We start from the raw sequence: 13,440 nt of genomic DNA, 5'->3' as shown, positions 1-13,440 counted from the left end.
CTGTGCCTCGGCTTTTTTATTGCTGTGAGGAGGTTGTACATGCGTCCAGGACGCTATCGGCACTATAAAGGAAAGGACTATCAGGTTATCGGTCTGGCGCGACACTCAGAGACCGAGGAAGCCTTGGTGGTCTATCGCACTCTGTACGGTGATTTTGATCTCTGGGTCAGACCGCTGGCCATGTTCAACGAGCAGGTCGAGGTTGACGGCGAGGCATATCCACGCTTTACCTTTATCAGCGAAGACGTGTAGGCTCTGGCCCTCCAGCCTGTCCGGCAGTGTCCTGCCAGAAGGGGTTGAGTGTCAGCTTCGAGTTCAGTTCGGGTCAGGAAAACAAGTATCCATGGGAAAAGCACTGGTCATTGTGGAGTCGCCAGCCAAGGCCAAGACAATCAACAAGTATCTCGGCAACGAGTTTGTGGTGAAGTCGAGTATCGGCCATATTCGCGACCTGCCCACCAGCGGCAGCGGCAAGACCGAAAGCAAACCCAAAGGTGGGCGCAAGGCTGCTGCCAGCGAGCAGGAAAAGCAGCAGAAGGCGCGCGCCCAGTTGGTCAAGCGCATGGGCGTTGATCCGGAAAACGACTGGAAAGCCCATTACGAGATCCTGCCCGGCAAAGAAAAGGTGGTGGACGAGTTGCGCCGCCTGGCCAAGGACGCTGACACCGTCTATCTCGCGACGGACTTGGACCGCGAAGGGGAGGCTATTGCCTGGCACTTGCGCGAGAGCATCGGCGGTGATGATTCCCGCTACAAGCGCGTGGTGTTCAACGAAATTACCAAAAAGGCGATTCAGGAGGCTTTTTCCGAGCCGGGCGACCTGGATATGAACCGGGTCAACGCGCAGCAGGCGCGGCGTTTTCTCGATCGCGTGGTCGGCTATATGGTGTCGCCGCTGCTGTGGCAGAAAATCGCCCGTGGCCTGTCTGCCGGTCGGGTGCAGTCGGTAGCCGTAAAGCTGATTGTCGATCGCGAGCGCGAGATTCGTGCGTTCGTACCCGAGGAGTTCTGGGAGGTTCACGCCAAGCTGAACACCCCCAAGGCCGAAAGCGTGCGCTTTCAGGTCGTCAAGCAGAACGGCGAGACCTTCCGCCCGGGCAACAAGGCCGAGGCCGATGCGGCCCTGGCACTGCTGACAGAGGCGGCCTATAAGGTTGCCAAACGTGAAGACAAGCCGACCAGCTCGCGCCCCAATGCGCCCTTTATTACGTCCACGCTGCAGCAGGCTGCGAGTACGCGCCTGGGCTTCAGCGTAAAGAAAACCATGATGATGGCCCAGCGTCTGTATGAGGCGGGTTATATCACCTATATGCGTACCGACTCGACCAACCTGTCGGCGGACGCGATCGCCATGGCGCGCAGCTATATCGAAAGCAACTTCGGCGCGCCTTATCTGCCGGAAAAGCCCAACCTGTATAGCAGCAAGGAAGGTGCGCAAGAGGCTCACGAAGCTATTCGCCCCTCCGATGTGAAGCTTAAACAGACTGATCTCAAAGGCATGGAGCGTGATGCCGAGCGTCTGTACGAGCTGATCTGGCGTCAGTTTGTGGCCTGTCAGATGACGCCGGCCAAGTACCTGTCCACTAACATCCAGGTGGCTGCTGGTGACTTTGAGCTGCGTGCCAAGGGTCGGATCCTCAAGTTTGATGGTTACACCCGCGTGATGCCGCAGCAGGGTAAGGGCGGTGAGGACGAGGTGCTGCCTGAGATTCAGGTTGATGACGTCATGGCGTTGCAGGCCCTGGAGCCCAAACAGCACTTTACCAAGCCGCCGGCGCGTTACGCCGAGGCGAGCCTGGTAAAAGAGCTGGAGAAGCGCGGTATCGGCCGTCCTTCGACCTATGCCTCGATTATTTCCACCATTCAGGATCGTGGGTACGTCACGCTCAACAATCGTCGCTTCTACGCCGAGAAGATGGGCGACATCGTGACCGAGCGCCTGAATGAGAGCTTCCCCAACCTGATGGACTATGGCTTTACCGCCAATATGGAAGAGTCGCTGGATGACGTGGCGCAGGGTAAGGTGTTCTGGAAGAAGGTGCTGAATGATTTCTACAGCGACTTCAGCGCCAAGCTTAGCGCAGCTTCTGCATCAGGTGATGACAAAGGGATGCGCGCCAATCAGCCGACGCTGACCGACATTGCCTGTCATGAGTGCGGACGGCCAATGATGATTCGTACGGCGTCTACCGGCGTATTTCTCGGCTGTTCTGGTTACGCGCTGCCGCCGAAAGAGCGCTGCAAGGCCACCATCAACCTGGTGCCGGGCAACGAAGTGGCCGCCGATGATGACGAGGGCGAGTCCCGCGTACTGCGCGGCAAGCGTCGCTGTGGCCTGTGCGGCACGGCGATGGACAGCTACCTGATTGATGAACGTCGCAAGCTGCATGTTTGCGGTAACAATCCGGACTGCTCTGGCTTCGAGATTGAAGAGGGCCAGTTCAAGATCAAGGGCTACGATGGCCCGACGCTGGAGTGCGACAAGTGCGGCAGTGAAATGCAGCTGAAGACCGGCCGTTTCGGCAAGTACTTCGGCTGCACCAACAGCGAGTGCAAGAACACCCGCAAGTTGCTGCGCAACGGCGAGGCAGCGCCGCCCAAGGCTGATCCTGTGCCCATGCCCGAGCTCAAGTGCGAGAAGGTAGACGATGTCTACGTCTTGCGGGACGGGGCTTCTGGGTTGTTCCTGGCCGCCAGCCAGTTCCCGAAAAACCGGGAAACCCGTGCGCCGCTGGTTAAGGAATTGCTGCCGCACAAGAGCGAAATCGATCCCAAGTATCACTTCCTGCTGGATGCGCCGGTTGCTGACCCGGATGGTAACCCGACCGTGGTGCGCTATAGTCGCAAGACCAAGGAGCAGTACGTACAGACGGAAGTTGAAGGCAAACCGACTGGCTGGCGTGCATTCCACGACGGCAAGAAGTGGTCGGTTGACGACAGCCGCAGCAAGAAAGCCAAGCGTTGAGGTGATCAGCCATGGCCAATGAAGCTTATACCCGTACCAATCAGGCGCTGTTCTTTGCGCGCAAGGCGATTGAGTCCTGGCAGCAGGCTGAGAGCAGCAATGCGCTTGATGCCTTGACCCAGGCGCAGTACCACCGCGAGCACGCAGTGTTTCACCTGTACCGCGGGGCGCTGGCACTGATCCATGAAGTCGCCGACCGCTATCGCTGGCCGCTGGTTGATGCACGTCAGGTCGAGGCTGTGCTGGTTCCGTCGGTGGTGCAGCGCTTTCCCGGTCCGGAGCTGGCGGAGCTGACCGAGTTGGCTGACAGCAAGGGCACCTGGCTGGCAGGCGTGATCGGCGCCTGGCAGCGCTTGCAGGCGCCGCCGGTGCCAGCTGACAGCAAAGCCGAGTCGCTGATAGCGAGCAGCGCCGTTGCTACGACCGAGTGGGGCAGCGCAGATGCGCAGGAGGCCCTGCAGGCGCTGTCCGAGCGTGTGGCGGCCTACCGCGACGGCATGCAGGAGTGGTAGCGCGGATGCTCTGAGAGCGGCGCTGTGTTACACTGCGCCGCTGTCATACAGGAGAACCGTGTCATGTCTTCACCCTTTCTGGAAATCGTCGAACTCGCCAACGGCAAGGTGGCGCTGCGTCGTTCCGACGAGGAAGGGGAGCCGCTGCTGGTAATCGAGTTTTCCGACGATGCACGCGAATATCTGCAGGGCAACTACATTGAAGTCGCCAAGGTGATGATCAGCGCCGGCATGCAGATGGCCGGGCAGATGATGGACGATGAAGACGAAGACGGCGAGCTGATCCCGGAGGATCGGGTTCTGCACTGAGCGCCGAGCAGACACAAAAGAGGCCAGCTGAAAAGCTGGCCTTTTTCTTTGTATCAGCCCAGGTGCACGTTCAGGCTATGGCAATGGCCGATCCGGGCGGCGCGCTCAAGCCGTGGTGCGCTGCAGCTGTCTTTGTCGAGCCAGCTGACAACCGTATGGCTGCCGCCCATCTTCAGCAGGTCACAGCACAGGGTCAGGGTGTCCATGCCGGACTTGGAGCGCACAATCATGATGCGCTGCGGGTCGAGGTTGGCACCGCGCAGCCATTGCTGGCTGACGGCTGCCGGCGGGTCGATCAGGGTCAGCCAGCGGCGGCTGTTACGTGTGCTCAGGTCACGCAGTACCGGCGCAAGCCATTGCAGGCACTGGCGCGCGCTGCCTTGCAGGCTCATCTCGCTGTAGCTGCCTTCCGTATCTTCGACTGTCTGCCTGGGCGTGGCATCAAGACGCTCGTGTTTGAGTCGGCTGGCCATCAGGGCGTTGTGAAACAGGTCGGCCTGGGTCAGGGTCTGTTGTTCGGTGCGGGCGTACTGCATGATCAGCTCCTCAGCGACGGATAACGCCGACGCTTAAACCTTCAATGGTAAGTTCCTGTTCGGTGAGGTCGACTTCGATTGGTTTGAAGTCGGGGTTTTCAGCTATCAGCGAGACCTTGCGGCCCTGCTTTTGAAAGCGTTTTACGGTCACCTCTTCACCGATGCGTGCCACGACAATTTGGCCGTTGCGGGCTTCACTGGTGCGGTGCACTGCCAGCAGGTCGCCATCCATAATGCCGATGTCACGCATACTTTCACCCTGTACACGCAGCAGATAATCGGCACGTGGCTGGAAAAAGTCCGGGTCGATACGGCAATGATCCTCGACATTCTCCAGCGCCAGGACTGGTGCGCCAGCGGCGACGCGGCCGATGACGGGCAGTTGGCCGTCGCTGCTGTCAGCCTCTGACTCGGGGAGGCGGATGCCGCGGGACGCGCCGGGGATCATTTCAATGGCGCCTTTGCGTGCCAGTGCGCGCAGGTGATCCTCGGCGGCGTTGGGGGACTTGAAGCCCAGTGTCTTGGCGATGTCGACCCGGGTCGGCGGGTACCCGTTGCCGTCCATGTACTCCTTGATGAAGGCCAGAACCTGCTGTTGTCGTGCGGTTAGCTTCTGCATGGAATGGTGCCTGTGTTTTTATCCAGTAGCTGTGATTATATACAGTTAACTGCGCTCGACAACCCTGAATTTGATCTGGCGGTTCGCTGGTGCTGTTAAAGGGAGAGAGTGTGCGGTGTGCCGGGGCGTAATGCGGGTTTCATGCAGGCGGGGGCAGGAAGGGTTGACGGTATTTCGTTTTAAACGTATGTTTGAAACGATTGTTCGCTTTTATCCTGTACGTCAACCGGGGAGGGACGCATGGCGCAGTCTGATACCGTCAAGCGCATTCTGGATGCTGCCGAGCAGCTGTTTGCGGAAAAAGGCTTTGCCGAAACGTCGCTGCGTTTGATTACCAGTAAGGCCGGGGTCAATCTGGCCGCGGTCAATTACCACTTTGGTTCCAAAAAGGCGCTTATCCAGGCGGTCTTTGTGCGCTTCCTTGACCCCTTTGTCAGCAGCCTGGAGCGTGAGCTTGACCTGCGCGAGCAGCGCGGCGATGCGGCGCAGCAAAGCCTCGAAACCTTGCTTGAGATGCTGGTCGATCAGGCGCTGGCGGTCAAGCCGCGCAGCGGCAATGATCTGGCAACATTCATGCGCTTGTTGGGGCTTGCTTTCAGCCAGAGTCAGGGGCACCTGCGCAAATACCTCAGCGAGGTGTACGGCAAGGTGTTCCAGCGTTACATGGGCCTGGTGGTGGGTGCCGTCCCGGGCATTCCCCCGCAGGTGCTGTTCTGGCGCGTGCATTTCATGCTCGGTAGCGCGGCGTTTACCATGTCCAGCATGAAGGCTCTGCGCGCCATTGCCGAGGCTGAGCTGGGCGAGCCACGCCCGGTGGACAGCGTTTTACGCCTGATGGTGCCCTTTTTGGCTGCAGGCATGCGTGCCGACAGCGCTGTCGCCCAGGAGCAGGCCGCGCTCGCCTGATCTTGCCGCATTTACCTCCGCTGCGCTGTCCGCTATGGTGTGCGCAGCGTTGGAGGTGACATGCAGCTCGACCGTATTCATATATCCCTTTCTGACCAGCAGCTCGTCGGTTATGCCGAGGGGCAGGTGGTATGCCGCTATGCCGTTTCAACTGCGCTCAATGGCGCAGGCGAGGCGGAAGGCTCCGGTTGTACCCCGCGTGGCCGTCACCGGATTCGTGCACGTATTGGTGAGGGGCAGCCGTGTGGAGCGGTGTTTATTGGCCGCCGGCCAACCGGCGAAGTCTGGTCGCCAGAGCTGGCGGCTACTTTTCCCCAGCGTGACTGGATCCTCAGCCGTATCCTCTGGTTGTGCGGGGAGGAGCCGGGTTTTAATCGCGGCGGCGATGTCGACTCCCAGCGACGCTACATCTATATACATGGCACCGGCGATGACCAGCCGATGGGGCGGCCTTTGTCCCATGGCTGCGTGCGCATGCGTAACACCGAGATGGTGGAACTGTTCGCGCGTACGCCGGTCGGTTGCATAGTCCAGATCGACGCCTGACTTTTGCCCGCTTGTGTGGCGTTAGCAGGCGTCTTTTAGTGTTTCATCAGGAGAATTTGCATTGAAACAGGGTGCATTGATGCTGGATCTGCCCGGCCTGTGGCTGCAGGCGGAAGATCGGCAGTTGTTGCGTCAACCTGAAGTGGCCGGTTTGATTCTGTTCGCCCGCAACACCGAATCGCCGCAGCAGGTGACCGAGCTGGTGCGGGCCATCCGTGCCGAGCGTCCGGATATGCTGATTGCGATTGATCAGGAAGGTGGGCGCGTGCAGCGTCTGCGCCGCGATGTGCTGCGTTTGCCGGCGTTGGCCGATGTTGCCGCGGTGCCGGATGAGCGTGCCGACGAGGTGGCGCGCACGGCGGCCTGGGTAATGGCGACCGAGATGCTCGCCTGCGGTATCGATATCAGCTTTGCGCCGGTGCTGGATCTGGATTACGGCCGTAGCCAGGTGATTGGTAATCGCTCGCTGGGCGGCGACCCTGAGCGTGTTGCCCGCTTGGCCAGTGCTTATCTGGATGGCCTGCACGCCGCCGGCATGGCTGCTACGGGCAAGCACTTTCCTGGTCATGGCTGGGCTGAGGCCGACTCGCACTTCGCATTGCCGGTCGATGACCGCCCATTAGAGGATATTCGTCGCACGGACCTGGTGCCCTTCGCTCGGCTTGCAGCCAAGCTGGACGGCATCATGCCGGCCCACGTTGTGTACTCGCAGGTCGACAGTTTGCCGGCCGGGTTCTCGCTGCGCTGGCTGCAGGAAATTCTGCGCGCGGAGCTTGGCTTTGACGGCGTGATCTTCAGTGATGACCTGACCATGGCTGGGGCTCACGCGGTTGGCGGTATCCCCGAGCGGATTGATGCTGCCCAGGCGGCCGGTGGCGACATGCTGCTGATCTGCAACGACCGGGCGGCGGCAGAAGAAGGGCTGGTGCATGCCCAGCGCATTGGCTTGCAGGCGCCGGCGCGCATCGCTCGCATGCTGGCTCGTCGACCTGTCATGTCTGATTACCGCGCCACGCCACAATGGCGTGCTGCTGTGTCCGTACTAAAGGAGTTTGAGCTGGTTTGAATGACTTACTGGAACAGCTGCCTGAGCAGATAGAGCAGCTACCGTTGATTGGCGAATACTGGATTTACCAGGTCTTTGCCGTGGTGTTTTCGGCCCTGGTACTGGCTTACATCGTCAAGCGCGTGCTGGATCATGTTCAGCGCCGTGCCGAGCGGACCCGTAACATTTGGGACGATGCCCTGGTCGACGCGGCGCGCCGTCCGGCGTGGGTGATGATCTGGAGCATGGGGCTCATGTGGGCAGCCCGGATTACGGCTGTGCAGATGGATCAGGCGCTGGAGCAGGTGCTTGATCAGATCCAGCGGGTGTTGCTGATTGTGCTGCTGGCCTGGTTCCTGCTGCGCCTGATGCAGCAGATTGAGCGCCGGCTGGTTGATCCGCGTTACCGCGACAAGCCGGCGGACCAGACCACGGTGAGCGCCATTGGCAAGCTGTTGCGCGCCTCGGTGGTGATTACTGCTGCACTGGTGATCCTGCAATCTTTGGGCTACAGCGTTTCCGGGGTGCTGGCCTTTGGTGGTATTGGCGGGCTGGCGGTCGGCTTTGCCGCCAAGGACCTGCTGGCCAACTTTTTTGGTGGCTTGATGGTGTACCTGGATCGTCCCTTTGTGGTGGGTAACTGGGTGCGCTCGCCTGATCGCAATATCGAAGGCACCGTTGAGCACATCGGCTGGCGTCTGACCCGTATTCGTACCTTTGACAAGCGCCCGCTGTACATCCCCAACGCGATCTTCAACAACATCGTGGTGGAAAATCCGTCACGCATGACCCATCGACGCATCTACGAGCATATTGGTATCCGCTATGCCGATATCGGTCGCATGGAGCAGATCGTCGCTGACGTCCGGCAGATGCTGCAGGGGCACGAGGATATCGATCAGGACCAGACGCTGATGGTCTTCTTTGATCGCTGCTCGCCGTCTTCGGTGGACTTTTTCATCTATTGCTTCACCACGCCGGTGTGGGCCGAGTTCCACCGGGTCAAGGAAGACGTGTTGCTGAAGATTCTCGACATTATCGAGTCCCATGAGGCGCAGGTTGCCTTCCCCACGTCTACCTTGCACCTGCCTGATGCGCTGGCGTTACGCCGCGCCCAGGCTGGCGAGGGCGAGCCGGGGCCTGAGACGCGCTCTGAGCAGGCGGTGGACGCATGAGCGGGATCTGGGGTGTCATTGGTGGCACCGGCCTGAGTCAGCTGGAGGGTCTGCAGCTGACCGGTGAAAGCCGCCCGCAGACTCCCTGGGGCGAGCCTTCTGCTCCGCTAGTACACGGCGAGCTGGCCGGCCAGCCGGTCTGCTTTCTGGCGCGCCATGGGCATCCGCACACCATCCCGCCGCACCGGGTCAATTACCGCGCCAATCTGTGGGCGCTGCGCGACGCCGGCGTCAGTCGCATCATTGCGGTCAATGCGGTGGGCGGGATTCACGCTGACCTGCCGACCGGCCGCTTTTGTGTGCCGGACCAGTTGATTGATTACACCTGGGGCCGACCCTCCACCTTTTACGAGGACGGTCTGGACGAGGTGGTGCATGTGGATTTTGCCGAGCCTTATGATGCGTCCCTGCGCGCCGGATTGCTACGTGCGGCCACTGAGCTGGGTATCAGCTGTCGCGATGGCGGTGTGTATGCGGCTACCCAGGGGCCACGTCTGGAAACGGCGGCAGAGATACGTCGGCTCGAGCGTGACGGTGCTGACCTGGTCGGTATGACCGGTATGCCGGAGGCGGCGCTGGCTCGCGAGCTGGGGCTGGCTTATGCGTGTCTTGCGTTGGTAGTCAATCCGGCGGCGGGCAAATCCACTGAGGTGATTACCATGGCTGCCATCGAGGCGGTTGTGAAGGACGGGATGCAGCAGGTGCGCTCGCTGTTACGGGCGTTGGTGGCGCCGGCGGCCTGAGCCGCCGGCGATATCTGCTTAGCGGCGGATGGTGACCAGCATGCCCAGGCTCTGGTGGTCCAGATAGTGGACCTCGTTCGGGCGCAGGGCGCGGGTTTGGTGCAGCTGCTCCGATACCACTGAGGAGCTTGACTGGATACCGAGGCCGGCAGCAGGGCGGTTGCGCCAGAAGGCGACCTGCAGTTCGGTCAGATTCTCCTGACTGAGGCGAACCAGGCCCTGTACCGGGTAGATGCCGTTGTCTGCCTGGCCGCGATGCAGTGCCACTACCAGGTCGTTGTCCAGCGGCTGCGACCAAGCCTGATGCAGGTAGATTTCATAGCCACTTTGCTCAAGCTTGCGGACCTGGCTGTCGAGTTGATAGCGGGTCTTGTCGATGCTGCGCACATCGGCGCGCGCCGTGGAGGTCAGGTCGACCGCGTCGGCGCTCCAGTCCAGGTCTGGTGGCGTGCCTTGCACCAGTGGGGAGGAGGGCTGGCCAAAGAAGACCACCTCAACCAGGTAGTCCTCTGCCTGAGCTATTGGCGCAGCGGCCAGCAGGGTGGTCAGCAGTAGCAGGCCGAGCGCGTTGCTCAACTGTTTCATGGGCGTTTTCCTTTGCCTTGTGGGGTGTTGGGCGGGGTTTCTGTGAGGCGCTCCAGGAGCGCCTCTACGGTGTTCAGGCGCAATTCGGCATTGCCCATCGGAGCATTGAAGCGGAATACCGTGGCGCCTTCAAGACGGTAGCGCTGCGGGCTGTCCTGAATCATGCGCACCAGAATCATCGGGTCGATACGGGTGTCGGCGGCAAACTCGATGCGGCCGTGTTCTGCGCCAACGTCGATCTTGCTGATGCCCAGTGGTTCGCAGTGCAGCTTGAGTGCGGTAATGCGGAACAGCGTCTTGACCTGCTCGGGCAGCAAGCCGAAGCGGTCGATCATTTCTAACTGCAGGTCCTTCAGAGCTTCGTCGTCGGTCGCGTTGGCGATGCGTTTGTAGAGGATCAGGCGCGCATGCACATCCGGCAGGTAGTCCTCGGGGATCAGTGCCGGCAGGCGCAGGTTGATGTCGGTGCCACCGCCCAGCGGTTGCTCAAGCTCGGGCTGCTTGCCCTGTTTGATGGCTTTGACGGCGCGCTCGAGCATCTCCATGTACAGGGTGAAGCCAACGGCCTGAATCTGGCCGCTTTGGCCTTCGCCGAGCAGCTCGCCGGCACCGCGAATTTCCAGATCGTGGGTCGCCAGGGTAAAGCCCGCGCCCAGGTCCTGGGCGGCGGCGATGGCTTCCAGTCGCTTCTCGGCGTCGCTGGTGACCTTGCGGCCCTCCGGGGTCAGCAGATAGGCGTAGGCCTGGTGATGGCTGCGGCCGACGCGGCCGCGCAACTGATGCAGCTGCGCCAGGCCAAACTTGTCGGCCCGCTCGATGATGATGGTGTTGGCGCTGGGTACGTCGATACCGGTTTCAATAATCGTGCTGGTAACCAGAATATTGAAGCGGCGGTGGTAGAAGTCGCGCATCACCTGTTCCAGCGCGCGCTCTGGCATCTGGCCGTGGCTGATGCCGATGCGGGCCTCCGGCACCAGTTCGGCCAGATCGGCTGCGCACTTCTCGATGGTTTCTACCTCGTTGTGCAGGTAATAGACCTGGCCGCCGCGCAGCAGCTCACGCAGAATCGCTTCCTTGACCACGGGCTTTTGCTGGGCCATGACAAAGGTTTTGACCGACAGCCGCCGCGCCGGCGGCGTGGCAATGATCGACAGGTCGCGCATGCCCGAGAAGGACATGTTCAGCGTGCGCGGAATGGGGGTCGCGGTAAGTGTCAGCACATCGACTTCGCTGCGCAGCGCCTTGAGCGCTTCTTTCTGGCGCACACCAAAGCGGTGCTCTTCATCGATGATGACCAGGCCCAGGTCCTTGAACTGCACATCACCCTGCAGCAATTTGTGGGTGCCGATCATGATGTCGACTTTACCCTCGGCCAGTTCGGCCGCGGCGGCTTTAACTTCCTTGGCCGACTTGAAGCGTGACATCACGTCAACGCGTACCGGCCAATTGGCAAAGCGATCCTTGAAGCTGTTGTAGTGCTGCTGGGCGAGCAGGGTCGTGGGTACCAGAACGGCGACCTGCTTGCCGCTGTGGACTGCGAGGAACGCGGCGCGCATCGCTACTTCGGTTTTGCCGAAGCCGACATCGCCGCAGACCAGGCGGTCCATCGGCTGGGCGCTGGTCATATCGCTGACCACGGCCTCAATGGCGGCGGCCTGGTCGGCGGTTTCCTCGAACGGGAAATCGTCGGCAAAGCTCTGGTAGTCGTGCTCCGGGTTGGCAAAGCTGAACCCCTGGCGGGCGGCGCGGCGGGCGTAAACGTCGAGCAGTTCGGCGGCAACGTCGCGTACCTTCTCGGCGGCCTTGCGGCGCGCTTTCTGCCACTGGTCAGAACCAAGCCGATGCAGTGGCGCGCTGCCGTCGTCGCTGCCGGAGTAGCGCGCAATCAGGTGCAGGTTGGCGACCGGAACGTACAGCTTGGCTTCGTCCGCGTACTCCAGTACCAGAAACTCCGCTTGCTGGTCCTCGACGGTCAGGTTGGTAAGGCCAAGGTAGCGCCCGACACCGTGGTCGATATGAACCACGGGGGCACCCTCGCGCAGCTCGGTCAGGTTGCGAATCACCGCATCGCCAAGGTCGGTGGCCTTGCCGCGGCGGCGGCGCTGCATCACGCGCTGGCCGAACAGCTGGCTCTCGGCGATCAGCGCCACGCCGGCGCTGTTGACCTGCATGCCCTGATCCAGTGGTGCGATGGTGATTGCTACCGGGGTGTCGCTGGCGGTGAACTCGGGCCAGCTGTCGACGGCCGCGGGCTTGAGTTGAATGCGTGCCAGCAGCTCGGTCAGTGCTTCGCGCCGACCTGCCGTTTCAGCGACAAACAGAGTGCGCCCCGGGTGTTGTTGCAAAAAGTGCTGCAGCGCCGACAGCGGGTTTTCCAGCTTGTTGTCGATAGCCAGTTCCGGGGCTGCCGGGCAGTCGAAGACATTAGCCTGGGGCTCGTCGGGGCGGTCCTGGTGGCAGATGATGCGCGGCTGGCGCTTGAGTTGGGCAAAAACGTCCTCAACCGGCAGAAACAGCTCGGCTGGCGGCAACAGCGGGCGAGTCGGGTCCACGCCCTGTTCGCTGTGGCGGGTGCGTACGTCTTGCCAGAAGTGTTCGGCGCTTTGCTCGATCCCCGGCAGCGTGAACAGGCGGGTGTTGTCCGGCAGGTAATCGAACAGGCTGGCCAGCTCATCAAAGAACAGCGGCAGGTAGTATTCGATGCCGGGGGGCACCAGGCCTTCGCTCAAATCCTGATACAGCGGGCAGCGCCGGTGGTCGACCTCAAAGCGCTCGCGAAAGCGCGCGCGAAAACCGGTCAGGGCCGACTTGTCGAGCGGGAACTCCTTGGCCGGTAGTAGATGAATGCGATCAACCTTGTCGATGGAGCGCTGGCTCTCGGGGTCGAAGGTGCGCAGGGTTTCGATTTCTTCATCGAACAGGTCGATGCGGTATGGCAGGCTGCTGCCCATCGGGTACAGGTCGAGCAGGGCGCCGCGTACGGCGTAGTCGCCGTGCTCATACACGGTGTCGACGCAGCGGTAGCCGGCGGCGTCCAGGTTCAGGCGCATCTGGTCGATGTCCAGGCGCTGGCCGACTTCCATCAGCAGTACCGAGCCGCCGAGGAAGGCGCGGGGCGGCAGGCGGTGCAGGACGGTAGTCATCGGTACGACGAGAATGCCCTGTTCGATGCGTGGCAACTGGAACAGGGTTTTCAGGCGCTGTGAAATGATGTCCTGATGCGGCGAGAAGCGGTCGTAGGGCAGGGTTTCCCAGTCAGGGAAGCTGATGACCGGCAACTGCGGGGCAAAGAAGCGCAGTTCCTGCTCAAGGCTGTCGGCCGAGGCGCTGTCGGGGGTGATGACCAGGCTCAGGCCCGAGTGTTGCTCGGCCCCTTCGGCGATCGCCAGCGCTCTGGCCGCGCCCTGCAGGCCCGTCCAGTACAGGCGGTTGCCGGTGGTGGCCGTCAGAGGAGGAGATAGCAGCGGCTGTGATGCGGGCATGCGATGACTCTTGGGTT

At 61.4% G+C, this 13,440-nt stretch carries 13 protein-coding genes; 9 read left to right on the top strand and 4 right to left on the bottom strand.

The window, feature by feature from the left end; translation table 11 throughout:
* Positions 1-39 precede the first annotated feature (39 nt).
* The 4 genes from BM116_RS14440 (at position 40) to BM116_RS14425 (ending at position 3,786) form a co-directional block, all read left to right on the top strand.
* The gene (locus BM116_RS14440; RefSeq protein ID WP_083725999.1) at positions 40-252 is read left to right on the top strand and encodes a DUF1653 domain-containing protein; all 213 of its coding nucleotides are present in this window, start codon (positions 40-42) and stop codon (positions 250-252) included.
* Between the two features lie 91 nt (positions 253-343).
* Positions 344-2,965: a type I DNA topoisomerase gene (topA, locus tag BM116_RS14435; RefSeq protein ID WP_083725997.1), complete on the top strand. Its 2,622-nt coding sequence runs from the start codon at positions 344-346 to the stop codon at positions 2,963-2,965.
* An 11-nt stretch (positions 2,966-2,976) separates the two neighbouring features.
* Complete coding sequence (locus BM116_RS14430) at positions 2,977-3,477, top strand: DUF6586 family protein (protein ID WP_083725995.1); 501 nt, start codon at positions 2,977-2,979, stop codon at positions 3,475-3,477.
* A 63-nt stretch (positions 3,478-3,540) separates the two neighbouring features.
* Positions 3,541-3,786, top strand: a complete 246-nt coding sequence (locus BM116_RS14425) for a hypothetical protein (RefSeq protein ID WP_083725993.1) — start codon at positions 3,541-3,543, stop codon at positions 3,784-3,786.
* A 53-nt stretch (positions 3,787-3,839) separates the two neighbouring features.
* On the opposite strand, the gene sulA is transcribed toward BM116_RS14425, so the two are convergent.
* Positions 3,840-4,322, bottom strand: coding sequence for an SOS-induced cell division inhibitor SulA (sulA, locus tag BM116_RS14420; protein ID WP_083725991.1), 483 nt, complete (start codon positions 4,320-4,322; stop codon positions 3,840-3,842).
* A 10-nt stretch (positions 4,323-4,332) separates the two neighbouring features.
* On the bottom strand, positions 4,333-4,941 hold the full coding sequence (gene lexA / locus BM116_RS14415) for a transcriptional repressor LexA (protein ID WP_083725989.1): 609 nt from the start codon (positions 4,939-4,941) through the stop codon (positions 4,333-4,335).
* A gap of 240 nt (positions 4,942-5,181) precedes the next feature.
* Here lexA and BM116_RS14410 point away from each other — a divergent pair, with 240 nt between their 5' ends.
* The 5 genes from BM116_RS14410 (at position 5,182) to BM116_RS14390 (ending at position 9,356) form a co-directional block, all read left to right on the top strand.
* A complete protein-coding gene (locus BM116_RS14410; protein ID WP_083725987.1) occupies positions 5,182-5,847 on the top strand; it encodes a TetR/AcrR family transcriptional regulator in 666 nt (221 codons plus the stop codon).
* 60 nt (positions 5,848-5,907) lie between these two features.
* Entirely contained in the window at positions 5,908-6,393 is a 486-nt protein-coding gene (locus BM116_RS14405) for a L,D-transpeptidase (protein WP_083725985.1), read from the top strand.
* A gap of 79 nt (positions 6,394-6,472) precedes the next feature.
* Complete coding sequence (gene nagZ / locus BM116_RS14400; protein WP_083725983.1) at positions 6,473-7,459, top strand: beta-N-acetylhexosaminidase; 987 nt, start codon at positions 6,473-6,475, stop codon at positions 7,457-7,459.
* Complete coding sequence (locus BM116_RS14395) at positions 7,456-8,613, top strand: mechanosensitive ion channel family protein (RefSeq protein ID WP_083725981.1); 1,158 nt, start codon at positions 7,456-7,458, stop codon at positions 8,611-8,613. Before nagZ ends, BM116_RS14395 begins: the two co-directional genes overlap by 4 nt.
* Positions 8,610-9,356 (top strand): S-methyl-5'-thioinosine phosphorylase, encoded by a 747-nt coding sequence (locus tag BM116_RS14390; protein WP_083725979.1) that lies wholly within the window; start codon positions 8,610-8,612, stop codon positions 9,354-9,356. The genes BM116_RS14395 and BM116_RS14390 overlap by 4 nt, the downstream gene beginning before the upstream one ends.
* 18 nt (positions 9,357-9,374) lie before the next feature.
* Here the strand turns inward: BM116_RS14390 and BM116_RS14385 are convergent, their stop codons facing one another.
* Both BM116_RS14385 and mfd read right to left on the bottom strand, forming a co-directional pair.
* Complete coding sequence (locus tag BM116_RS14385) at positions 9,375-9,941, bottom strand: CsiV family protein (RefSeq protein WP_083725977.1); 567 nt, start codon at positions 9,939-9,941, stop codon at positions 9,375-9,377.
* On the bottom strand, positions 9,938-13,423 hold the full coding sequence (mfd, locus tag BM116_RS14380; RefSeq protein WP_083725975.1) for a transcription-repair coupling factor: 3,486 nt from the start codon (positions 13,421-13,423) through the stop codon (positions 9,938-9,940). Before mfd ends, BM116_RS14385 begins: the two co-directional genes overlap by 4 nt.
* Between the last annotated feature and the right edge of the window lie 17 nt (positions 13,424-13,440).

Source organism: Halopseudomonas pachastrellae (assembly GCF_900114765.1).
Taxonomy (GTDB): Bacteria; Pseudomonadota; Gammaproteobacteria; order Pseudomonadales; family Pseudomonadaceae; genus Halopseudomonas; species Halopseudomonas pachastrellae.
Note: the sequence above shows the minus strand (reverse complement) of the source record. Positions and strands in the feature narration are given on the sequence as shown.